The following is a 21,984-nucleotide window of genomic DNA, read 5'->3' on the forward strand; positions in this document are numbered from 1 at the left end:
CCATGGCGACTGTCCCGACCGCCCTCGCCGGCCGCCACTTCCTCAAGGAGCTCGACTTCACCGGCCCGGAGTTCCTCGGGCTCGTCGAGCTGGCCGCCGAGCTGAAGGCGGCCAAGAAGGCCGGGGGCGAGACGCAGCACCTGCGTGGCCGGAACATCGCGCTGATCTTCGAGAAGACGTCGACGCGCACCCGCTGCGCCTTCGAGGTCGCGGCCGCCGACCAGGGCGCCTCCACGACCTATCTGGACCCGACCGGCTCCCAGATCGGCCACAAGGAGTCCGTGAAGGACACCGCGCGGGTCCTCGGGCGGATGTACGACGGGATCGAGTACCGGGGGGACAGTCAGGCCAAGGTCGAGGAGCTGGCCGCCTTCGCGGGCGTGCCCGTCTTCAACGGCCTCACCGACGACTGGCACCCCACCCAGATGCTGGCCGACGTGCTCACCATGACGGAGCACTCCGCCAAGCCGGTCACCGGCATCGCCTTCGCCTACCTGGGCGACGCCCGCTTCAACATGGGCAACTCCTATCTGATCACCGGCGCCCTGCTGGGCATGGACGTCCGGATCGTCGCCCCGCAGGCGTACTGGCCCGCCGCGTCCGTCGTCGAGAAGGCCCAGGAGCTGGCCGCCGTCAGCGGCGCCCGCGTCACCCTCACCGAGAAGATCGAGGAGGGCGTCCTCGGCGCCGACTTCGTCGCCACCGACGTCTGGGTGTCGATGGGCGAGCCGAAGGAGGTCTGGAGCGAGCGCATCGCCGCCCTGGGGCCGTACGCGGTGACCATGGACGTGCTGCGGGCCACCGGCAACCCGGACGTGAAGTTCCTGCACTGCCTGCCGGCCTTCCACGACCTCGGCACCAAGGTCGGCCAGGAGATCTTCGAGACGCACGGCCTCACGTCCCTGGAGGTCACCGACGAGGTCTTCGAGTCGGAGCACTCGGTGGTCTTCGACGAGGCGGAGAACCGTCTGCACACGATCAAGGCGGTCCTGGTGGCGACGCTGGGCTGAGCGCCCCCTAGGGAGTGTCTGACACCCCCTAGTGGGGGCGGCGCTGGGCGGGGACGACCGGGAGGCGGAACCAGACCGCCTTGCCGGACGCCGTCGGGCGGTGGCCGCAGGACGAGCTGAGCGCCCGGATCAGCAGCAGGCCGCGGCCGTGCTCCTGCCACGGGTCGGGGGCCTCCACGACGGGCCGGGTCAGATGGCCGGGCGGCTCCGGGCTCGGGTCGTGCACCTCGACCTGACAGCCCGACGGCAGCAGGTCCACCACCAGCTCTATCGGACTGTCCCCGGCCGTGTGCTCGATGGCGTTCGCGACCAGCTCCGCCGTCAGCAGCTCCGCGGTGTCGCAGTCAGCGGTGTGCTCCCGCTCGGCCAGCGCCGTACGGACCAGGGCGCGCGCGACCGGCACGGCCGCGGCGGTGTGCGGCAGTGCGACGCGCCAGGAGGCGGCGGACGAGGGGCGATCGTGCAAGGCGAGTCCGTTCATGAGCAGGCTGTCCTGCTTTCAACCGTATGAATGGTACGGGGCCGCCCCGGCGAGCGTCCGGCGGGCACCGCCCGGGGCGGTCGGCCCCGGCTGAGGAGCGGCATACCCAGCCCGGCGCCCGCCCTCGCCCGGCACATCCCCTCGTTACACGCGCGTCGACGAGTCGTGACGGATGTGACAGCCGCAGGTCACGGCCCGGTTCGCGATCTCGCGCATATCGGCTTATCGCGTGGTCGTGACGACGGTCAGAGACGGGTGATAACTTCGGGGGAGAGCTCGAAGGGGTGAGCTCACCGAGGCAGTGCCCGCCGTCCGCCCCTGGGGAGGCCGCACGTCATGAGTCCCTTCACCGGCTCCGCCGCCCGCACCCCCGACTGGGAGCATCTGCGGGTCGAGCACACCGACGGAGTCGCCACCGTCACCCTGGCCCGCCCCGACAAACTCAACGCGCTCACCTTCGGCGCCTACGCCGACCTGCGCGACCTGCTCGCCGAACTGTCCCGGGAGCGGGCCGTGCGCGCCCTGGTGCTGGCCGGCGAGGGCCGCGGCTTCTGCTCCGGCGGCGACGTCGACGACATCATCGGCGCGACCCTGTCCATGGACACCGCCCAGCTCCTCGACTTCAACCGGATGACCGGCCAGGTCGTGCGGGCCGTACGGGAGTGCCCGTTCCCGGTGATCGCGGCCCTGCACGGGGTGGCCGCCGGCGCCGGCGCCGTCCTCGCGCTGGCCGCCGACTTCCGGGTCGCCGACCCCACCGCCCGCTTCGCCTTCCTCTTCACCCGGGTCGGCCTCTCCGGCGGCGACATGGGCGCCGCCTATCTGCTGCCCCGCGTCGTCGGCCTCGGCCACGCCACCCGGCTGCTGATGCTCGGCGACACCGTGCGCGCCCCCGAGGCCGAGCGGATCGGCCTGATCAGCGAGCTGACCGAGGAGGGGCGCGCAGACGAGGCCGCCCAGGCCCTGGCCCGCCGCCTGGCCGACGGCCCCGCCCTGGCGTACGCCCAGACCAAGGCGCTGCTGACGGCCGAACTGGACATGCCGCTCGCGGCCGCCGTCGAGATGGACGCCTCCACCCAGGCCCTCCTCATGAACGGCGAGGACTACGCCGAGTTCCACGCCGCCTTCACCGAGAAGCGGCCCCCCAAGTGGCGGGGGCGGTGACCGTGCCGGACAGCGCCCAGCGTGTCGCCGTCGTCGGCGGCGGCCCCGGCGGCCTCTACGCCGCCGCGCTCCTCAAGCGCCTCGACCCGGCCCGCTCGGTGACCGTCTGGGAGCACAACGCCCCCGACGACACCTTCGGCTTCGGCGTCGTCCTCTCCGACGAGACCCTCGGCGGCATCGAGCACGCCGACCCCGTCGTGTACGCCGCGCTGCAGCGGCACTTCGTCCGGTGGGACGACATCGACATCGTGCACGCCGGCACCCGGCAGACCTCCGGCGGGCACGGCTTCGCCGCGCTCGGCAGGAAGCGGCTGCTGCAGATCCTGCACGACCGGTGCCGCGAGCTCGGAGTGGACCTCCGCTTCCGCTCCGAGGCCCCGGACGTGGACCGGCTGGCCGCCGAACACGACCTCGTCGTCGCCGCCGACGGTGTGCACAGCACCACCCGCGACACCTACAGCCATGTGTTCCGCCCCCATGTGGCCACGCACCGCTGCCGCTACATCTGGCTCGCCGCCGACTTCGCCTTCGACGCCTTCCGCTTCGAGATCGCCGAGACCGAACACGGTGTGATGCAGCTGCACGGCTACCCGTACTCCCGCCCGTCCCCCGACCACCACGACTCAACGAGGCCCTCCGGGCCCCAGAACCAATCCGGCGCCTCCACCGTCATCGTCGAGATGCGTGAAGAGGTGTGGCGGGCCGCCGGGTTCGACGAACTCGACGAGCAGGAGTCCGTCGCGCGCTGCGCCAAGATCTTCGCCGACGCGCTCGGCGGACGCCCGCTGCGGTCCAACAAGTCGGCCTGGACCACCTTCCGCACGGTCGTCAACGAGCACTGGTCGCACGGCAACGTCGTCCTCCTCGGGGACGCCGCCCACACCGCCCACTTCTCCATCGGCTCCGGCACCAAGCTCGCCGTCGAGGACGCCCTCGCGCTCGCCGCCTGCCTCACCGAACAGCCCGACGTGGCGAGCGCGCTCGCCGCCTACGAGGCCGAGCGCAAGCCCGTCGTCGCCTCCACACAGCGCGCCGCCCGGGCCAGCCTCGAATGGTTCGAGAACATCGGCCTCTATCTCGACCAGCCGCCCCGCCAGTTCGCGTTCAACCTGCTCACCCGCAGCCGCCGCGTCACCCACGACAATCTGCGGCTGCGCGACGCCTCCTTCACCGAGGCCGTGGAACGCGACTTCGGCTGCCCGCCCGGCACACCCCCCATGTTCACGCCGTTCCGGCTGCGCGGACTGACCCTGCGCAACCGGGTCGTGGTCTCCCCGATGGACGTGTACTCCGCCACCGACGGCGTCCCCGGCGACTTCCACCTCGTCCACCTCGGCGCCCGCGCCCTCGGCGGCGCCGGACTGGTGATGACCGAGATGGTGTGCGTCAGCCCCGAGGGCCGTATCACCCCCGGCTGCGCGGGCCTCTACACCGGGCAACAGGCCGAGGCCTGGAAGCGCGTCGTGCGGTTCGTGCACACCCGGGCGCCCGGCACCGCCATCGGCGTCCAGCTCGGCCACAGCGGCCGCAAGGGCTCGACCAGGCTGATGTGGGAGGGCATGGACGAGCCGCTGGAGGAGGGGAACTGGCCGCTCGTCGCCGCCTCCCCGATCCCGTACCGCCCGGACTCCCAGACCCCGCGCGAGCTCACCCGCTCCCAGCTCACCGACATCCGCGAGCAGTTCACGTCCGCCGCCTGGCGGGCCGCCCGCGCCGGCTTCGACCTGCTCGAACTGCACTGCGCGCACGGCTATCTGCTCTCCGGCTTCCTCTCCCCGCTCACCAACCAGCGCACCGACGCCTACGGCGGCTCCCTGGAGCGGCGGCTGCGCTTCCCGCTGGAGGTCTTCGACGCGGTACGCGCCGTCTGGCCCGCGGAGCGGCCCATGACCGTCCGGATCTCCGCCACCGACTGGGCCGAGGGCGGCACCAGCGCCGAGGACGCCGTGGACATCGCCCGCGCCTTCGCCGAGCACGGCGCCGACGCCATCGACGTCTCCACCGGGCAGGTCGTCGCCGACGAACGCCCCGAGTTCGGACGGTCGTACCAGACGCCGTACGCCGACCGGATCCGGCACGCCACCGGCCGCCCGGTGATCGCCGTCGGCGCCATCTCCTCCTGGGACGACGTCAACTCGCTGATCCTCGCGGGCCGCACCGACCTGTGCGCCCTCGCCCGGCCCCATCTCTACGACCCGCACTGGACCCTGCACGCGGCGGCCGAACAGGGCTACGACGGCCCCGGCGCCGTCTGGCCGGCTCCCTACCGCGCGGGCAGCCGCCGCCCCCAGACCGGCCGCACCGACGCCCCGAAGCCCCGTCTCACACTGGGTGGTTGATACCCCGGCGAATTCACAGACCGGCGAACACGGCCCCGGCGTCCCGCAGCCGCTCGTGCAGCCCGCGGAAGACGGCGGCCGAGCGCGCGCCCGGCCAGTCCGGCGGCAGCAGCCGCGCGGGCAGCCCCGGATCGGTGTACGGCAGATGCCGCCAGGAGTCCAGGGCGAGCAGATAGTCGCGGTACGCCTCCTCCGGGTCGGTGTCCGCCCGCTGCTCCCAGGCGCGCAGCACGCGCGCGTGCCGGTCGAGGAACGCCTCGTGCTCCTTGGCGATCGCGGCCAGGTCCCACCAGCGCCCGACGGCCTCGGCGGTCGGGGTGAAACCGAGGTGCTCACCGCGGAAGAAGTCCACGTACGCGTCCAGCCGCAACCGCTGAAGGCTGTGCCGGGCCTCCTCGTGCAGCCGGGCCGGCGCGATCCACACGCCCGGCGCCGCCGTGCCGAAGCCCAGCCCGGCCAGCCGGGAGCGCAGCACATGCCGCTTCTGCCGCTCCGACTCCGGTACCGAGAACACCGCGAGCACCCAGCCCTCGTCCTCGGGCGGCGCCGTGGCGTAGATCCGGCGGTCGCCGTCGTCGAGCAACTGACGGGCCTCGGGCGACAGTTCGTACCCCGCCGCCCCCCGGTCCGTACGGGCCGGGAGCAGCAGGCCGCGCCGCTTCAGCCGGGACACCGACGAGCGGACCGAGGGGGCGTCCACGCCCACCGCCGCCAGCAGTCTGATCAGCTCGGCCACCGGTACCGGGCCGGGCATATGGCGGCCGTAGGCGCCGTAGAGCGTGACGATGAGAGACCGTGGTGCATGCTGGTCGGACACGTTGATCATCTTAGGTCGTGCGGATCACTGCGGGTCGCCGGGCGGGTCGTCCGTATCGCGCAGCCGGAACCGCTGGAGCTTGCCGGTCGCGGTGCGCGGCAGCGCGTCCAGGAAGACGATCTCCCGCGGGCACTTGTACGGCGCCAGCTCGGCCTTGACGAACGCGCGCAGCGCCTCCGCGTCCCGGCGCGCCCCGTCCCGGAGCACGGCGTACGCCACCACGATCTGGCCGCGTGCCTCGTCGGCGCGCCCCACGACGGCCGTCTCCAGCACGTCCGGGTGGCGCAGCAGGGCCTCCTCGACCTCGGGCCCCGCGATGTTGTAACCGGCCGAGATGATCATGTCGTCGGCGCGCGCGACGTACCGGAAGTAGCCGTCGGCGTCGCGGACATACGTGTCGCCCGTGATGTTCCAGCCGTGCCGCACGTACTCGCGCTGACGGGGGTCGCCGAGATAGCGGCAGCCCACCGGCCCGCGCACGGCCAGCAGCCCCGGCTCCCCGTCCGGCACCTCCCGGCCCTCGGTGTCCACGACCCGCGCCCGCCAGCCGGGCACGGCGACCCCGGTCGTCCCGGGCCGGATCGCCTCGTCGGCCGCCGAGATGAAGATGTGCAGCAGCTCGGTGGCGCCGATGCCGTTGATGACGCGCAGCCCGGTCCGCTCGTGCCAGGCCCGCCAGGTGGCGGCGGGCAGGTTCTCGCCCGCGGAGACACAGCGCCGCAGCGAGGAGACGTCGTGCCCGTCGAGCGCGTCGAGCATCGCCCGGTACGCGGTCGGCGCGGTGAACAGCACCGACACCCGGTGCTCGGCTATCGCCGGCAACAGCTGCTTGGGCCCGGCCTGTTCCAGCAGCAGGGCGCTGGCGCCGGCCCGCATCGGGAAGACGACGAGACCGCCGAGGCCGAAGGTGAACCCGAGCGGGGGACTGCCCGCGAACACGTCGTCCTCATGGGGCCGCAGCACATGCCCCGAGAAGGTGTCGGCGATCGCCAGCACATCCCGGTGGAAGTGCAGACAGCCCTTGGGCCGTCCGGTGGTCCCCGAGGTGAAGGCGATGAGCGCGACGTCGTCGGCGGCGGTGTCGGCGGCCGCGTACGGCGTGTCCGGCGCCGGCCGGTGCAGCAGGTCGTCCGGGCCGTCACCGCCGTACGTCGTGATGCGCAGCCCCGGCACCTCGGCCTTGGCGAGGTCGTCGACCGCCCGGACGTCGCACAGCGCGTGCCGGACCTCGGCGATCTCGCACATGGTCCGCAGCTCGTGCGGCCGCTGCTGGGCCAGCACGGTGACGGCGACCGCGCCCGCCTTCAGCACCGCCAGCCAGCACGCGGCGAGCCAGGGCGTGGTGGGGCCGCGCAGCAGCACCCGGTTGCCGGGGACGACCCCGAGCTCACCGGTGAGCACATGCGCGAGCCGGTCGACACGATCCCGCAGCGCGTCGTACGTCCAGGACGCGCCGCCCGGGGTGTGGAACACGGGCCGGTCGCCGTCGGGGCCGTCGAGCAGTTCGGCGGCGGCGTTGAGCCGCTCGGGGTAGTGCAGGCCCGGCAGCTCGAACAGCAGCTCCGGCCACTGGTCGGGCGGCGGCAGATGGTCCCGCGCGAAGGTGTCGACGTGCGCGGAGCGGTGCAGACCGGCCATGGCGGTTTCGCCCCCTTGCCTCGTGGGCTTCGTGTGGGCTCGCACTGGGAGCGTATCGTGTTGGTGACGGCAGTCAATGGGGCGCGATATCGTCGAGGAGCCCGTCGAGAGGGATCGCCGGGGCCCGTCGAGAAGGGCCCGCCGGGGCGGCCCGCAGGAGGTCGGCAATGCCCGCATTCTCACTCGATCCACCGCAATCCGCCTGGTGCGCCGAGCTGCGCGCCCTCGCCGCCGAACGACTGCGCCCCCTCGCGGAGAAGGGCGAACCCGGGCACGTCAACCGCGCACTCGTCGCCGAACTCGGACAACTCGGGCTGCTGGAGCGGCTGTTCACCTCGGGAGCCGTCGACCTGTGCCTGATGCGGGAGTCCCTGGCCTACGCCTGCACCGAGGCCGAGACCGCGCTCGCCCTCCAGGGCCTGGGCGCCCACCCCGTGCACGCCCACGGCACCCCGGCCCAGCGGGATCGCTGGCTGCCCCGGGTGGCGGACGGCACGGCGATCGCGGCCTTCGCGCTGAGCGAGCCGGCGGCCGGGTCCGACGCTGCGGCACTGGAACTCCGGGCGGACGCGGGGGCGTCGGAGCCGGTCGCCGAGCCCGAGGGCGGCCTGCCGGTGTCGGCGGCGTCCGCCATGGCAGCTGAGCCCGCTTCGGCCGCTGAGCCCGGTGAGCCCGCTTCGGCCGGTGAGCCCGCTTCGGCCGCTGAGTCCGCTCTGGTCGCCGAGTCCGACGGCGGGGCCCGCTGGCGGCTCACCGGTGAGAAGTGCTGGATCTCCAACGCACCCGAGGCCGACTTCTACACCGTCTTCGCCCGCACCACCCCCGGCGCGGGCGCGCGCGGCGTGACCGCCTTCCTGGTGCCCGCCGACCGCCCCGGCCTCACCGGCACCGGCCTCGACATGCTGTCCCCGCACCCCATCGGCGCCCTGAGCTTCGACGCCGTGCCCGTCACCGCCGACGACGTGCTCGGCGAGGTCGACCGCGGCTTCCGGGTCGCCATGGGCACCCTCAACCTGTTCCGGCCCAGCGTCGGCGCCTTCGCCGTCGGCATGGCCCAGGCCGCCCTCGACACCACGCTCGCCCACACCGCTCAACGGGACGCGTTCGGCGGCAAGTTGAAGGACCTCCAGAGCGTCGCCCACCAGGTCGCCGAGATGGCCCTGCGCACCGAGGCGGCCCGCCTCATGGTGTACGCGGCGGCGACGGCGTACGACGAGGGCGCCGCGGACGTCCCCAAGCGCGCGGCGATGGCGAAACTCCTCGCCACCGAGACCGCGCAGTATGTCGTCGACCAGGCCGTCCAACTGCACGGCGCCCGCGCCCTGCGCCGCGGCCATCTACTCGAACACCTCTACCGCGAGGTGCGCGCCCCGCGTATCTACGAGGGCGCCAGCGAGGTGCAGCGCGGCATCATCGCCAAGGAGCTCTACGCGACCAGGGAGGCCGCCCAGTGACCGCCGAACGCGTCAACCCGCCCGACCTGTCCCCGCCCACGGGCTTCTCGCACGCGGTCGTCGCCACCGGGTCACGGGTCGTCTTCCTGGCCGGCCAGACCGCGCTGGACACCGACGGGAAGGTGACCGGGGAGACCCTGCCCGAGCAGTTCGAGCGGGCGCTCGGCAACCTGCTGACGGCGCTCGCGGCGGCCGGCGGCACCCCGACCGACCTCGCCCGCGTCACCGTCTACGCGACCGACGTGGCGGACTACCGTGACCGGGCCTCCGAACTGGGCCGCGTCTGGCGGCGCCTGGCCGGACGCGACTACCCGGCCATGGCGGTCGTCGAGGTCGTCCGGCTGTGGGACGAGCGGGCGCTGGTGGAACTGGACGGGTTCGCGGTACTGCCCTAGGTCGTGTCCGCAAAGTCCCGCCTGCCGTTCGACGCCCGGCACGCACTCTCGCCGCACCGGCCGGCCACCCGCGTACAACCAGTACGCGGAAGCCCGTCCGGCGCGCCGAGAGCACGCACCGGACGCCGCTCGGCCCGCCCTACGGGCGGACGACGCGACTTTGCGGACGCGACCTAGGCGCCGTCACCGCCGTTGCCCCGGACCGCGCCGTTCCGTCGGCTCACGCCGCCTGCTCCAGGCGGCCGGCCGGCACCCGGCGGGGCGCCACCACACTGCCGTCGGGCAGCAGCACACCGCTGTCGTCGAACACGATCGAGCCGTCGCACAGCAGGCTCCAGCCCTGCTCGGGGTGTGCCGCGACCACACGTGCGGCAGGCACGTGTGCCACGACCACATGTGCGGTGTCGGCTTGGACGGACGGGCACGAGGACCGGTGAGAACACATGGCGCACCTCCACATGGACCGGACGAACCGTGGGGGCCGTCCGTGTGGTTCGACCATGCTCCCGTCGCGCCCGCGCCGGAACGGCCTGTCGCGAACCGTGACAGCCCGCGGACAACCCCCTGACCGCCCCGCGACGGTCCGGGCGGACTCGCCACCGAAGGGGTGACGATCACGTCCCCGGACCCACCCGCCGGGTACGAGTGGAGCGCCCCACTCCACCCACCGGGAGGTCATCCCATGCCCCTGCGCCCCGCGCTCGCCGCCACCGTCGGCGCCGTCCTGCTCCTGCTGGCCGCCGCGCCCTCGGCCCCCGCCGCCGACACCGATTCCACCACCGAGGTCAAGGAGTCCGTGACCGTCGACAAGAAGATCCGCCTGGCCTCCGACGGCACCGTCACCGTGTCCGGCACCTACCGCTGCGCCGACGCCGAGGGTCCCGTCTTCGTCAGCGCCTCCGTGGCCCGGCGGAAGTCCGACACCCGCCACGCCATCGGCGGCACCCTTGCCGAGTGCGACGGCAAGAAGCACCGCTGGGTGAACGAGGGCACCCCCACCCCGTCCACGCTCGAAGCCGGCAAGGCGGACGTCGAGGCCACCCTCGTCGAGCTGCGCCCCGTGGACGTGCTGGGCGGGCTGCCTCTGCCGTACTTCCACGCGAAGCTGAAGAAGAACGCGACCCTCGTGAAGGACTGACGGGCGCCCGCGACTCCAGCGAGGCCCGACGGCCGCCCGCCACGCCCGCCCCCCGCCCCACGCCCCCGGGGCCCACCGCGCTGCGCCCCGCCGACCCCGGGGGGCGCGGCGCGGGCGGCGCGGGGCGAGGACGCGGGGGAGCCCAGCCCTCCTCAGGGGCCCGTAGGGTCCGACCGGGCGGCGCCCGGTCCGGCGACCGGACCACCCGGGCGCCACCCCCGGTCTGAGACGGCGGCCCGAGCGGCGTACCGTCGTCAGTGTGGATTCCTCGGCCGGCCATCTTCTCGCGCGAGCGGCACAGGAGCTCAGGCGGCGAGCCGACGAGCTCTCCGCCGAGGTGGAGGAGTGCCTGCGGCGCGAACTGCCGGCCCTCTACGACGCCCCCGACATCGCCCGCGTCGTCTCCCAGAACGTCACCGACCACATCGCCGCCGCCCTCAACGGCCTCGAGGCCGAGATCGAACCGGGCCGGATCGAGCTGCCCGCCGCCGACACCGCCCGCTCCCTGGGGCTGGCCCGGCACGGTACCCCCCTGAGCACCGTCCTGCGCGCGTTCCGCCTGGCCCAGGCCATCGTCAACGACCGCCTGCTGGAAGAGCTGCCCCGGCTGGGCGGCGACGCCGAGCAGGTCAGCGCGGCGGCCCGTGCGCTGACCGCGATGTCGACCATCTATGTGGACCGGGTCAGCGAACAGGGTGTGGAGGCGTTCCAGGAGGAGCGGGACCGCAGGCTGCGCTGGCGGGCGAGGATGGTGAACGAGGCGAGCATGCGCATCGGCACCACCCTCGACATCGACCGTACCGCGCAGGAACTGGCCGACCTCGCCGCCGAACGCTTCGCCGACTTCGTCACCGTCGACCTCCTCGACCCGCTGCTGCGCGGGGAGGACGTCGCCGTCGAGACGCCGTACGTACTGCGCCGCATGGCCCAGGGCCCGGCGGACGCCTCCGGACCGGAGCCGGCCGTGCGCCCGCAGGAGATCCACCACTGCCACGACGGGTCGCCCAGCGAGCGGGCCCTGACCACCGGGCAGCCCTCCCGGCACCAGAACGACCGCTCCGAGGACCCGAGCACCATCCACTCGACCCTGGTGGTGCCGCTGCGCGCCCGGGGCACCACGCTGGGTCTCGCCGAGTTCCACCGCTGCGAGACACCCGCCCGCTACGACGACGAGGACCTCCTCCTCGCCGCGGAGATCGCCGCCCGGGCCGCCGTCGCCGTGGACAACGCCCGCCGCTACACCCACGCCCGGGCCACCGCGCTCACCCTCCAGCGCAGCCTCCTCCCGCGCAACGCGCCCCTGCAGTCGGCGGTGGACGTCGCCTACCGCTACCTGCCGGCCGGCTCGGACGCCGGGGTGGGCGGCGACTGGTACGACGTCATCCCGCTGTCCGGCGCCCGGGTGGCGCTCGTGGTCGGGGACGTGGTCGGCCACGGGATCCGGGCCGCCGCCACCATGGGCCGGCTGCGGACCGCCGTACGCACTCTGGCCGACATCGACCTGCCGCCCGACGAACTCCTCACCCATCTGGACGACGTCGTGCTGCGGCTGTCCGCCGAGGAGTCCGGCGACCAGGACGGCCCGGGCGACGGTGACATCGGCGCCACCTGCCTGTACGCGGTCTACGATCCGATCGCGTGCCGCTGCACCCTGGCCCGGGCCGGCCATGTGCCCCCGGCGGTGGTGGTGCGCGAGGGCAGAGCCGACCTGCTCGACCTGCCGCCCGGCCCACCGCTGGGCCTCGGCGGCCTGCCGTTCGAGACCGTCGAGGTCGACCTGCCGGAGGGCAGCCTCATCGCCCTCTACACGGACGGCCTGATCGAGGCCCGCGCCCACGACGTGGAGGGCGGTCTCGCCGCCCTGCGTGAAGTCCTGGCCCGCCCGGCCCCCAGCCTTGACGCCGCCTGCGACACGGTCCTCGAGGCCCTCCTCCCCTCCACGAAGCCGGACGACGACATCGCCCTGCTCCTCGCCCGCACCCGCGCCCTCGGCGCCGACCGCGTCGCCACCTGGGACCTGGAGCCCGACCCCGCGGAGGTCGGCCGCGTACGCGGAGAGGTCTCACGCCAACTCGCCGCCTGGGGCCTCGGCGACATGGACTTCATCGCCGAACTGGTCGTCAGCGAGCTGGTCACCAACGCCATCCGGTACGGCCGCCCCCCGATCAGCCTGCGCCTCATCCACGACCGCGCCCTGCTCATCGAGGTCTCCGACGCCAGCAGCACCACCCCGCACCTGCGCCGCGCCCGTGTCTTCGACGAGGGCGGCCGCGGCCTCCTCCTGGTCGCCCAACTGGCCGAACAATGGGGCACCCGCCACGCCCGCCGCGGCAAGACGGTCTGGGCCCAACTGAGCGAAACAGCGGAACTGCCGCTGCCGGTCCTGTAGTCGGAGCGGCAGCGCCCGTCGGGCTCAGATCAGGCTCGGGATGCTCGAACCCCAGGTCGACACGGTCATCCGCGACCACCGCGAGGCGATGCCTGCGACCGAGATCTGCGCCGCCAGGCCCGACGCCTGCGCACCCGCGCGGCGGCTACCACCGGCTCGGACCCCTTCGCCCCTGTGTGCACGAGCCTGTCGCACGTGAGGCGATGCTGTCACTCGCGCACCGGCTCCGCCGTGACGACGAGGTTGGCCAGGTAGCCTCCGCGCTCGGGCTCGAAGGGTGGTGCACAAGTGATCAGCGTCAGGACGGGATCGCCCGTTCGGCGGAACGCCGAGGGCGGCAACTCGTCCTTGGGCACGGTGGCGCGCGAGACGACGCGGTAGACGACCGGCGCGGCCTTCGCCCGCCGGACTTCGACGCGATCGCCGCGCCGTACGTCGTAGAGCGCGGCGAACTCGCCGAGGGCGCCCGTCTCGCCGTCCACGTGCCCGACGAGCACGGCCGACCCCTCGGGGCTGCCGGGCGCCGGGCCGAAGCGGTACCACCCGGCCACGGAGGGGTCGTCGGGGACGGTCATGTCTCCCCGCTCGGTCACGCCGACCGGCTGTACACGGGCGTCGAGGCCCACGTCGCGAAGTCGGACGCGCTCGGGCGGCTCGGCTGCGGCGGTGCCGGGCAGTGACTCGGTACCGCTGGGCATCGGGGCCGTCACCGCTCGCTGCCGCGCGAGCGCGGGGCCGAAGTCGGGCGGTGCGGGTGCGGGCTCCGACGGCCCGCCCGAAACGGCGAGGACGGCTGCCACAGCGGCAGCCGCCGTCGCCAGTCCGGTCAGCCGTCGCGACGTGTCAGCCACGCCGGCCGGCGACCCGACGGGCCACCATGACGCCCGTCAGGCTGATCGCTCCGGCCGCCGCGGCCCAGGCGAGCCACTGGTCGGAGGAGTTCGGCGTGACGGCGGCACCGCTGACGCCGGCATGCGCCGCGTTGGGCATCGTCTCCATGCCGCTGAACGTCTGGGTGGCCAGCGCCAGGTTCTTGTCCTCGGCGCTGCCCCAGGCGTAGACGATGTTGCTCGTTCCCTCCTTGAGGTCGAGGTCGGCCGGACCGATGGCCACCGTGTCGGTGCCGGCCAGAACGACGTCGGCGTTCACGGTGCCCGCGTCGACCGCCGCGCTGTCCTGGTTCGGGTTGGTCAGGTCGGTGAAGACGGGCTGTCCTCCGGCTCGTACGTCGACGGCGGGCGCGGCCGCGACATGGCGAACGGTCAGGCGTGCCTTGCCCGCGTCCACCTTCGAGGCGTCGTTGGCGAACGCCGTCAACTGTGGCTTGCCGTCGGAGGAGAGGTGTGCCGCGACCGTGGCATTGCCGCCTTCGGACACCTTCACCTGCTCCGCCAGTGCGGGGGTGCCGTCGGGGCCCTGACCGGCTTCGAAGATCTCGATGTCGTAGGTCCCCGCCTCGAGGGACCGCGGATCGGTCACCGTGCCGGGCTTGAAGTCGCTGAGCAGCTTGTCGCCGTTGGCGTAGACGTCGACCGTCATGCCGGGGATGCCGTGGAAGACGGACACCATGCCCGTGTCCTGCCCCTGTTGCGGAGCAGCCATGGCGGCGGGTGCGGTCACGCCGAAGGCCAGAGCGCAGGCCCCGGCCGAAGCGGCGACGGCGATGGTGGTCCGGGAGGTCATGAGGATCATCCCTTCGTGGGGCTCATGTGTGCGGGGGGAGTCTCACAAGGGCTTCGCCGCCGGGCGGTGCCGTGGATGCGCCGGAGTGACCACTTTCTCCTCGCGTTCAGCACGCGGTGATCGGGACAGCGCCCGCACCGCATCCAAAGCCGACATATAAGCCGAAATGCGGGCATGAAGCTCAAGGATGAACTGCCCGTCGATCACCATCTGGCCACCGTCTACCGCTACGGCGCAGGCTTCTGCGGCCTCGTCCTGCTGGTCTTCGCGGGACTCGGCTACGCCGACGCGCTGAGTCCGTTCGACACGGCCGGCGACACGATCGCCGGCATGACCACCAACGTCGCCCTCAGCACCATCTCCGCCGTCGTCGGTCTCGCGCTGCTCGCCGGCGCGGCGATCGGCGGCAACTTCGCCTCGACCCTCAACATGACGGTCGGCGCGCTCTTCGTGCTGAGCGGCTTCGCGCACATCTTCGTACTGGACCGTCCCGCCAACATCCTCGACTTCGGCATGACGAACGTGATCTTCAGCTTCGTCATGGGGTTGATCATCGCCACGTTCGGGATGTACGGCCGGGTGTCCAGCAAGCTGTCCCACGACAACCCGTACTGGCAGCGCCGGCACCCGAAGCAGGCGGCACGCGAACGTGAGGCGGCCGCCGCCCTCCCGGACACAGGACGGCAGCGGCACCTGCTGCCCGCCACGCAGAGTCCCGAGGGCACTGGCGATGGGCGGGCGCCCGAATGGCGCCCGCCCACGAGAGGAAAGCGGTGAGCAACGTGACCGAACCACTCAGCAGGCCGACCGAGACACCTCCCGTGGAGGGCTCGATCGCCGAAGCGCACGAAGAGCGTCCCGACGGCGGCGTCTGGGAGCATCCCTACTTCTGGCTGCTCCTCGTCGTGACGGGATCCGTGCTCATCGCCGGCCTCTTCCTGCTGCGCTTCCTCGATCTGGTGGTACCGGTGTTCTGAGGACTCAGATGTCCCGGAAGATCTCGATCTGTGCCCCGATCGAGTTCAGCCGTTCTGCCAGGTCCTCGTAACCGCGGTTGATGACATACACGTTGCGCAGCACCGACGTGCCGTCCGCCGCCATCATCGCCAGGAGGACCACCACGGCGGGGCGCAGCGCCGGCGGGCACATCATCTCGGCGGCGCGCCAGCGGGTCGGGCCCTCCACCAGGACGCGGTGCGGGTCCAGGAGCTGGAGGCGGCCGCCGAGGCGGTTGAGGTCGGTCAGGTAGATGGCGCGGTTGTCGTAGACCCAGTCGTGGATCAGGGTTTTGCCGGAGGCGACCGCCGCGATGGCCGCGAAGAACGGCACGTTGTCGATGTTCAGGCCGGGGAACGGCATCGGGTGGATCTTGTCGATCGGCGCCTCCAGCTTGGAGGGACGGACCGTCAGGTCGATCAGCCGGGTACGGCCGTTGTCGGCGAAGTACTCGGGGGTGCGGTCGTGGTCGAGGCCCATCTCCTCCAGGACCGCCAGCTCGATCTCCAGGAACTCGATCGGCACCCGGCGCACCGTCAGTTCGGACTCGGTGACCACGGCGGCGGCCAGCAGGCTCATCGCCTCCACCGGGTCCTCGGAGGGGGAGTAGTCGACGTCGACGTCGATCGTGGGGACGCCGTGCACGGTCAGGGTCGTGGTGCCGATGCCCTCGACCCGGACCCCGAGCGCCTCCAGGAAGAAACAGAGGTCCTGGACCATGTAGTTGGAGGAGGCGTTGCGGATGACGGTGACGCCGTCGTGCCGTGCCGGCCAGCAGCGCGTTCTCCGTCACGGTGTCGCCGCGCTCGGTCAGCACGATCGGGCGGTCGGGCCGTACGGACCGGTCGACCATGGCGTGGTACTGGCCCTCGGTCGCCGCCACGTCCAGGCCGAAGCGGCGCAGCGCGATCATGTGCGGCTCGATGGTGCGCGTGCCGAGGTCGCAGCCGCCCGCGTAGGGCAGCTTGAAGTGGTTCATCCGGTGCAGCAGCGGGCCGAGGAACATGATGATCGACCGGGTGCGCACCGCGGCCTCGGCGTCGATGGCGCCCATGTCCAGCTCGGCGGGCGGCACGATCTCCAGGTCGACCCCGCCGTTGATCCAACGGGTGCGCACGCCGATGGAGTTGAGCACCTCGAGGAGGCGGTAGACCTCCTCGATCCGGGCGACCCGGCGCAGAACTGTGCGCCCCTTGTTGAGCAGAGAGGCGCACAGCAGCGCCACACACGCGTTCTTGCTCGTCTTGACGTCGATGGCGCCCGACAGCCGGCGTCCGCCGACGACCCGGAGATGCATCGGCCCGGCGTATCCCAGAGACACGATCTCGCTGTCCAGGGCCTCGCCGATACGGGCGATCATCTCAAGGCTGATGTTCTGGTTGCCGCGCTCGATGCGATTGACGGCGCTCTGGGAGGTGCCGAGCGCCTCGGCGAGCTGCGTCTGTGTCCAGCCACGGTGTTGCCGGGCGTCACGGATGAGCCTGCCGATGCGTACGAGGTAGTCGTCTGCCATGAGGCTGAGGCTATCTCACATATGAGATGGCACATCCCAGAGGGGTCCATTCGGGTGACGGGCTGTCAACGCCCCCTGGTGGTACGGGTGCGCCGCCACCCGAAAGGTCCGGGCAAATCCATCGATGTCGTACGACGTCCGGTGCTGCTGCGGGTGTGACGCGGGCCGTTCTTGCCACCCGTGGTGATGGACCAGGAGCGGCGGTTGATGTTGAGCGTCACGCCGGGAAGGATCCGGAAGCTCTTGCGGAACGTGAGGGGCATGCGCGCCTCCCTTTCCAGTCGGTCTCCAGTCGGTCAGGTGTTCACCCGCTTACCCCGGCTTCGCGCGCTGAGGCATGCCAAGTGCCGCGGGGCGCGCACGCGAAGGGGCCCGGTACGACGCGTCCTGCGTCGTACCGGGCCCCTTCGAGGTCCGTCCTCCGGTGGTGCCGCCGTCAGTCCGTGCCGGACTCCATCGCGGCGCGGTCCAGCAGCGCGTCCTCCTCGGACACCTCGCCGCGCGAGGCGATCGCCTCGGCGCCGCCCTGCGGCAGCTCCGGCATGGTGCCGATGAGGCCCGTCGCGGCGGCCTGGGAGGCGCCCAGGGTGGGGCTGCCGGTGCCGATCAGGCCCAGACCGACGTACTGCTCCAGCTTGGCGCGGGAGTCGGCGATGTCGAGGTTGCGCATGGTGAGCTGGCCGATCCGGTCGACCGGGCCGAACGCCGAGTCCTCGGTGCGCTCCATGGAGAGCTTGTCCGGGTGGTACGAGAACGCCGGGCCGGTGGTGTCGAGGATCGAGTAGTCCTCGCCGCGCCGCAGCCGCAGCGTCACCTCGCCGGTGATCGCGGCGCCGACCCAGCGCTGGAGCGACTCGCGGATCATCAGCGCCTGCGGGTCCAGCCAGCGGCCCTCGTACATCAGCCGGCCGAGGCGCCGGCCCTCGGTGTGGTACTGGGCGAGGGTGTCCTCGTTGTGGATCGCGTTGACCAGACGCTCGTACGCGCCGTGCAGCAGGGCCATGCCCGGCGCCTCGTAGATGCCGCGGCTCTTGGCCTCGATGATCCGGTTCTCGATCTGGTCGGACATGCCCAGGCCGTGCCGGCCGCCGATGGCGTTGGCCTCCATCACCAGGTCGACGGCGGAGGCGAACTCCTTGCCGTTGATGGTGACCGGGCGGCCCTGCTCGAAGCCGATCGTCACGTCCTCGGTGGCGATCTCGACCGACGGGTCCCAGAAGCGGACGCCCATGATGGGCTCGACCGTCTCGATGCCGGTGTCCAGGTGCTCCAGGGTCTTGGCCTCGTGGGTGGCGCCCCAGATGTTGGCGTCGGTGGAGTACGCCTTCTCGGTGGCGTCCCGGTACGGCAGGCCGTGGGTGACCAGCCACTCCGACATCTCCTTGCGGCCGCCGAGCTCCGTCACGAAGTCCGCGTCCAGCCAGGGCTTGTAGATCCGCAGATGCGGGTTGGCCAGCAGGCCGTAGCGGTAGAACCGCTCGATGTCGTTGCCCTTGTAGGTCGAGCCGTCGCCCCAGATCTGGACGTCGTCCTCCAGCATCGCCCGGACCAGCAGGGTGCCGGTGACGGCACGGCCCAGCGGCGTCGTGTTGAAGTACGCGCGCCCGCCGGAGCGGATGTGGAACGCGCCGCAGGTGAGCGCGGCCAGCCCCTCCTCGACGAGGGCGGCGCGGCAGTCGACCAGGCGCGCGACCTCGGCGCCGTAGGTCTTGGCGCGGCCGGGCACCGACGCGATGTCGGGCTCGTCGTACTGGCCGATGTCGGCGGTGTAGGTGCACGGGACGGCGCCCTTGTCGCGCATCCACGCGACCGCGACCGAGGTGTCGAGACCGCCGGAGAAGGCGATGCCGACCCGCTCGCCGGTGGGCAGGGAGGTGAGGACCTTGGACATAGGAAGAGTATGCATCATCTCGCATGGTCATGCAATGTGGGCCTGCGTGACCCGGAGCGCGGGGGCTCGCCACGCCCCGGGCATGACCATCCCGGCCTCATGTACTAGAGTTATCTCGACATCGAGATATCTGCCGAGGTGCACCGCAGCCGTACGGCGCGACCGATCCACGGTAAGGGTTACCTAACTTAGCCTTACCTTAGCGGATCGGCCGGTAGGCCGTCGCGGCAGGATCGTGGTGGTACGCGCACATCAATGAAGGAGACTGTCGTGTCGGCGAACAGCTTCGACGCCCGCAGCACGCTGCAGGTGGGCGACGAGTCGTACGAGATCTTCCGGCTGGACAAGGTCGAGGGCTCCGCGCGCCTCCCTTACAGCCTGAAGGTGCTGCTGGAGAACCTCCTCCGCACCGAGGACGGCGCGAACATCACCGCCGACCACATCCGCGCCCTGGGCGGCTGGGACTCCCAGGCCCAGCCGTCGCAGGAGATCCAGTTCACGCCGGCCCGCGTGATCATGCAGGACTTCACCGGCGTGCCCTGTGTCGTGGACCTCGCGACCATGCGTGAGGCCGTCAAGGCCCTCGGTGGCGACCCGTCGAAGGTCAACCCGCTCTCGCCGGCCGAGATGGTCATCGACCACTCCGTCATCGCCGACAAGTTCGGCACGTCGGACGCCTTCAAGCAGAACGTCGAGCTGGAGTACGGCCGCAACAAGGAGCGCTACCAGTTCCTGCGCTGGGGCCAGACCGCGTTCGACGACTTCAAGGTCGTCCCGCCGGGCACCGGCATCGTCCACCAGGTGAACATCGAGCACCTGGCCCGTACGGTCATGGTCCGTAACGGCCAGGCGTACCCCGACACCCTCGTCGGCACCGACTCGCACACCACCATGGTCAACGGCCTCGGTGTGCTCGGCTGGGGCGTCGGCGGCATCGAGGCCGAGGCCGCCATGCTCGGCCAGCCGGTCTCCATGCTGATCCCGCGCGTCGTCGGCTTCAAGCTGACCGGTGAGCTGCAGCCCGGCACCACCGCCACCGACCTCGTGCTGACCATCACCGAGATGCTCCGCAAGCACGGTGTGGTCGGCAAGTTCGTCGAGTTCTACGGCGAGGGCGTCGCCGCCACCTCCCTGGCGAACCGCGCCACCATCGGCAACATGTCGCCGGAGTTCGGCTCCACCGCCGCGATCTTCCCGATCGACGCCGAGACCATCAACTACCTGAAGCTGACCGGCCGCTCCGAGCAGCAGCTCGCGCTCGTCGAGGCCTACGCCAAGGAGCAGGGCCTCTGGCTGGACCCGAAGGCCGAGCCGGACTTCTCCGAGAAGCTGGAGCTCGACCTCTCCACGGTCGTCCCCTCCATCGCCGGCCCGAAGCGCCCGCAGGACCGCATCGTCCTCGCGAACGCCGCCGAGCAGTTCAAGCAGGACGTCCTCAACTACGTCGACGTCGTGGACGAGGCGGGCAAGGAGTCCTTCCCGGCCTCCGACGCCCCGGCCGTCACCCCGAACGGCGCCCCGTCCAACCCGGTCCCGGTGACCGCCCCCGACGGCACCACCTACGAGCTGGACCACGGCGCGGTGACGGTCGCGGCCATCACCTCCTGCACCAACACCTCCAACCCGTACGTCATGGTCGCCGCCGCGCTCGTCGCGAAGAAGGCCGTGGAGAAGGGCCTGACCCGCAAGCCGTGGGTCAAGACCACCCTCGCCCCGGGCTCGAAGGTCGTCACCGACTACTTCGACAAGGCGGGCCTGACCCCGTACCTCGACAAGGTCGGCTTCAACCTCGTCGGCTACGGCTGCACCACCTGCATCGGCAACTCCGGCCCGCTGCCGGAGGAGGTCTCCAAGGCCGTCAACGAGCACGACCTGGCCGTGACCTCGGTGCTCTCCGGCAACCGCAACTTCGAGGGCCGGATCAACCCCGACGTCAAGATGAACTACCTGGCGTCCCCGCCGCTGGTCGTCGCGTACGCCCTCGCGGGCTCCATGAAGGTGGACATCACCAAGGAGGCCCTGGGCGTCGACCAGGACGGCAACCCGGTCTACCTGAAGGACATCTGGCCCTCCGAGGCCGAGGTCAACGACGTCGTCGCCAACGCCATCGGCGAGGACATGTTCTCCAAGTCCTACAGCGACGTCTTCGCGGGCGACGCCCAGTGGCAGGCCCTGTCGATCCCGACCGGCGACACCTTCGAGTGGGACCCGGAGTCCACCTACGTCCGCAAGCCCCCCTACTTCGAGGGCATGCAGATGGAGCCCGCCCCGGTCACCGACATCACCGGTGCCCGCGTGCTCGCCAAGCTGGGCGACTCGGTCACCACCGACCACATCTCCCCGGCCGGCGCCATCAAGGCCGACACCCCGGCCGGCAAGTACCTCACGGAGCACGGCGTCGAGCGCCGCGACTTCAACAGCTACGGCTCCCGCCGCGGCAACCACGAGGTCATGATCCGCGGTACGTTCGCCAACATCCGCCTGCGCAACCAGATCGCGCCGGGCACCGAGGGCGGCTACACCCGCGACTTCACCCAGCCCGACGCGCCGGTGTCGTTCATCTACGACGCCTCGCGCAACTACATCGAGCAGGGCATCCCGCTGGTCGTCCTGGCCGGCAAGGAGTACGGCTCCGGCTCGTCCCGCGACTGGGCCGCCAAGGGCACCGCGCTCCTCGGCGTCAAGGCCGTCATCGCCGAGTCCTACGAGCGCATCCACCGCTCGAACCTCATCGGCATGGGCGTCCTACCGCTCCAGTTCCCCGAGGGCCACACCGCCTCGACCCTGGGCCTGACCGGCGAGGAGACCTTCTCCTTCACCGGCGTCGAGGAGCTGAACAACGGCACCACGCCGCGCACGGTCAAGGTCACCACCGACACCGGTGTCGAGTTCGACGCGGTCGTCCGCATCGACACCCCCGGTGAGGCGGACTACTACCGCAACGGCGGCATCATGCAGTACGTGCTGCGCAACCTGATCCGCAAGTAAGCGGTCAGCTCCGCAAGTCAGCGGTACGGCACGGCAGTTCGAGGGCCGCGTTCCCGGAGACGGGGGCGCGGCCCTCCGCCGTACCGCG

The 21,984-nt window shown here is 71.9% G+C and carries 18 protein-coding genes and 1 pseudogene; 10 read left to right on the top strand and 9 right to left on the bottom strand.

Features of this window, described 5'->3' with window-relative positions; genetic code table 11:
• The first annotated feature begins 2 nt into the window (after positions 1 to 2).
• Positions 3 to 1,010 (top strand): ornithine carbamoyltransferase, encoded by a 1,008-nt coding sequence (argF, locus tag KBY32_RS26590; protein WP_210981907.1) that lies wholly within the window; start codon positions 3 to 5, stop codon positions 1,008 to 1,010.
• Positions 1,011 to 1,038: 28 nt separating this feature from the next.
• On the opposite strand, the gene KBY32_RS26595 is transcribed toward argF, so the two are convergent.
• Positions 1,039 to 1,491: an ATP-binding protein gene (locus KBY32_RS26595; RefSeq protein ID WP_210981908.1), complete on the bottom strand. Its 453-nt coding sequence runs from the start codon at positions 1,489 to 1,491 to the stop codon at positions 1,039 to 1,041.
• Positions 1,492 to 1,827: 336 nt separating this feature from the next.
• On the opposite strand from KBY32_RS26595, the gene KBY32_RS26600 reads away from it, so the two are divergent.
• Both KBY32_RS26600 and KBY32_RS26605 read left to right on the top strand, forming a co-directional pair.
• Positions 1,828 to 2,655: an enoyl-CoA hydratase family protein gene (locus KBY32_RS26600; protein WP_210981909.1), complete on the top strand. Its 828-nt coding sequence runs from the start codon at positions 1,828 to 1,830 to the stop codon at positions 2,653 to 2,655.
• Entirely contained in the window at positions 2,640 to 4,994 is a 2,355-nt protein-coding gene (locus tag KBY32_RS26605; protein ID WP_210981910.1) for a bifunctional salicylyl-CoA 5-hydroxylase/oxidoreductase, read from the top strand. The genes KBY32_RS26600 and KBY32_RS26605 overlap by 16 nt, the downstream gene beginning before the upstream one ends.
• Positions 4,995 to 5,007: 13 nt before the next feature.
• On the opposite strand, the gene KBY32_RS26610 is transcribed toward KBY32_RS26605, so the two are convergent.
• Positions 5,008 to 5,820, bottom strand: a complete 813-nt coding sequence (locus KBY32_RS26610) for a PaaX family transcriptional regulator C-terminal domain-containing protein (protein ID WP_115504783.1) — start codon at positions 5,818 to 5,820, stop codon at positions 5,008 to 5,010.
• Between the two features lie 15 nt (positions 5,821 to 5,835).
• On the bottom strand, positions 5,836 to 7,449 hold the full coding sequence (locus tag KBY32_RS26615; RefSeq protein WP_210981911.1) for an AMP-binding protein: 1,614 nt from the start codon (positions 7,447 to 7,449) through the stop codon (positions 5,836 to 5,838).
• Between the two features lie 167 nt (positions 7,450 to 7,616).
• On the opposite strand from KBY32_RS26615, the gene KBY32_RS26620 reads away from it, so the two are divergent.
• Entirely contained in the window at positions 7,617 to 8,903 is a 1,287-nt protein-coding gene (locus KBY32_RS26620; RefSeq protein ID WP_210981912.1) for an acyl-CoA dehydrogenase family protein, read from the top strand.
• Entirely contained in the window at positions 8,900 to 9,298 is a 399-nt protein-coding gene (locus KBY32_RS26625; protein WP_210981913.1) for a RidA family protein, read from the top strand. The genes KBY32_RS26620 and KBY32_RS26625 overlap by 4 nt, the downstream gene beginning before the upstream one ends.
• 220 nt (positions 9,299 to 9,518) lie before the next feature.
• On the opposite strand, the gene KBY32_RS26630 is transcribed toward KBY32_RS26625, so the two are convergent.
• Complete coding sequence (locus KBY32_RS26630) at positions 9,519 to 9,743, bottom strand: DUF5999 family protein (RefSeq protein ID WP_210981914.1); 225 nt, start codon at positions 9,741 to 9,743, stop codon at positions 9,519 to 9,521.
• Positions 9,744 to 9,980: 237 nt separating this feature from the next.
• On the opposite strand from KBY32_RS26630, the gene KBY32_RS26635 reads away from it, so the two are divergent.
• Positions 9,981 to 10,436 carry a DUF6299 family protein gene (locus KBY32_RS26635; protein ID WP_055622011.1) on the top strand — a complete coding sequence of 152 codons (456 nt, stop codon included), beginning with the start codon at positions 9,981 to 9,983 and terminating at the stop codon, positions 10,434 to 10,436.
• A 259-nt stretch (positions 10,437 to 10,695) separates the two neighbouring features.
• On the top strand, positions 10,696 to 12,825 hold the full coding sequence (locus KBY32_RS26640; RefSeq protein WP_210981915.1) for a SpoIIE family protein phosphatase: 2,130 nt from the start codon (positions 10,696 to 10,698) through the stop codon (positions 12,823 to 12,825).
• 209 nt (positions 12,826 to 13,034) lie between these two features.
• On the opposite strand, the gene KBY32_RS26645 is transcribed toward KBY32_RS26640, so the two are convergent.
• Positions 13,035 to 13,523 (bottom strand): class F sortase, encoded by a 489-nt coding sequence (locus tag KBY32_RS26645; protein ID WP_210981916.1) that lies wholly within the window; start codon positions 13,521 to 13,523, stop codon positions 13,035 to 13,037.
• A gap of 145 nt (positions 13,524 to 13,668) precedes the next feature.
• Positions 13,669 to 14,508, bottom strand: coding sequence for a DUF4397 domain-containing protein (locus KBY32_RS26650; protein WP_210981917.1), 840 nt, complete (start codon positions 14,506 to 14,508; stop codon positions 13,669 to 13,671).
• 174 nt (positions 14,509 to 14,682) lie between these two features.
• Here KBY32_RS26650 and KBY32_RS26655 point away from each other — a divergent pair, with 174 nt between their 5' ends.
• Positions 14,683 to 15,285 carry a DUF4383 domain-containing protein gene (locus KBY32_RS26655; RefSeq protein WP_210981918.1) on the top strand — a complete coding sequence of 201 codons (603 nt, stop codon included), beginning with the start codon at positions 14,683 to 14,685 and terminating at the stop codon, positions 15,283 to 15,285.
• Positions 15,286 to 15,290: 5 nt separating this feature from the next.
• A complete protein-coding gene (locus tag KBY32_RS26660; protein ID WP_210981919.1) occupies positions 15,291 to 15,485 on the top strand; it encodes a hypothetical protein in 195 nt (64 codons plus the stop codon).
• A gap of 4 nt (positions 15,486 to 15,489) precedes the next feature.
• Here KBY32_RS26660 and KBY32_RS26665 read toward each other — a convergent pair.
• The 3 genes and pseudogenes from KBY32_RS26665 to argG all read right to left on the bottom strand — a co-directional run bounded on the left by KBY32_RS26665 (position 15,490) and on the right by argG (position 18,908).
• Positions 15,490 to 17,017 (bottom strand): annotated as a pseudogene (locus KBY32_RS26665) (helix-turn-helix domain-containing protein).
• Positions 17,018 to 17,082: 65 nt separating this feature from the next.
• Complete coding sequence (locus tag KBY32_RS26670; protein ID WP_079033636.1) at positions 17,083 to 17,280, bottom strand: DUF4236 domain-containing protein; 198 nt, start codon at positions 17,278 to 17,280, stop codon at positions 17,083 to 17,085.
• Between the two features lie 173 nt (positions 17,281 to 17,453).
• On the bottom strand, positions 17,454 to 18,908 hold the full coding sequence (gene argG, locus KBY32_RS26675) for an argininosuccinate synthase (RefSeq protein ID WP_210981920.1): 1,455 nt from the start codon (positions 18,906 to 18,908) through the stop codon (positions 17,454 to 17,456).
• A 270-nt stretch (positions 18,909 to 19,178) separates the two neighbouring features.
• On the opposite strand from argG, the gene acnA reads away from it, so the two are divergent.
• Positions 19,179 to 21,896, top strand: a complete 2,718-nt coding sequence (gene acnA / locus KBY32_RS26680; RefSeq protein ID WP_308293800.1) for an aconitate hydratase AcnA — start codon at positions 19,179 to 19,181, stop codon at positions 21,894 to 21,896.
• The last annotated feature ends 88 nt before the right edge of the window (positions 21,897 to 21,984 follow it).

The organism is Streptomyces sp. RK62, assembly GCF_018070255.1.
Lineage (GTDB): Bacteria > Actinomycetota > Actinomycetes > Streptomycetales > Streptomycetaceae > Streptomyces > Streptomyces nigra.

Bases quoted from the DNA above. Each gene is read 5' to 3' on its own strand.
- KBY32_RS26600 (WP_210981909.1), top strand. From the start codon at position 1,828: ATGAGTCCCTTCACCGGCTCCGCCGCCCGCACCCCCGACTGGGAGCAT.
- argG (WP_210981920.1), bottom strand. From the start codon at position 18,908: ATGTCCAAGGTCCTCACCTCCCTGCCCACCGGCGAGCGGGTCGGCATC.
- argF (WP_210981907.1), top strand. From the start codon at position 3: ATGGCGACTGTCCCGACCGCCCTCGCCGGCCGCCACTTCCTCAAGGAG.
- KBY32_RS26620 (WP_210981912.1), top strand. From the start codon at position 7,617: ATGCCCGCATTCTCACTCGATCCACCGCAATCCGCCTGGTGCGCCGAG.
- KBY32_RS26670 (WP_079033636.1), bottom strand. From the start codon at position 17,280: ATGCCCCTCACGTTCCGCAAGAGCTTCCGGATCCTTCCCGGCGTGACG.
- KBY32_RS26630 (WP_210981914.1), bottom strand. From the start codon at position 9,743: ATGTGTTCTCACCGGTCCTCGTGCCCGTCCGTCCAAGCCGACACCGCA.
- KBY32_RS26650 (WP_210981917.1), bottom strand. From the start codon at position 14,508: ATGACCTCCCGGACCACCATCGCCGTCGCCGCTTCGGCCGGGGCCTGC.
- KBY32_RS26655 (WP_210981918.1), top strand. From the start codon at position 14,683: ATGAAGCTCAAGGATGAACTGCCCGTCGATCACCATCTGGCCACCGTC.
- KBY32_RS26645 (WP_210981916.1), bottom strand. From the start codon at position 13,523: ATGCCCAGCGGTACCGAGTCACTGCCCGGCACCGCCGCAGCCGAGCCG.
- KBY32_RS26635 (WP_055622011.1), top strand. From the start codon at position 9,981: ATGCCCCTGCGCCCCGCGCTCGCCGCCACCGTCGGCGCCGTCCTGCTC.
- KBY32_RS26610 (WP_115504783.1), bottom strand. From the start codon at position 5,820: ATGATCAACGTGTCCGACCAGCATGCACCACGGTCTCTCATCGTCACG.
- KBY32_RS26595 (WP_210981908.1), bottom strand. From the start codon at position 1,491: ATGAACGGACTCGCCTTGCACGATCGCCCCTCGTCCGCCGCCTCCTGG.
- KBY32_RS26615 (WP_210981911.1), bottom strand. From the start codon at position 7,449: ATGGCCGGTCTGCACCGCTCCGCGCACGTCGACACCTTCGCGCGGGAC.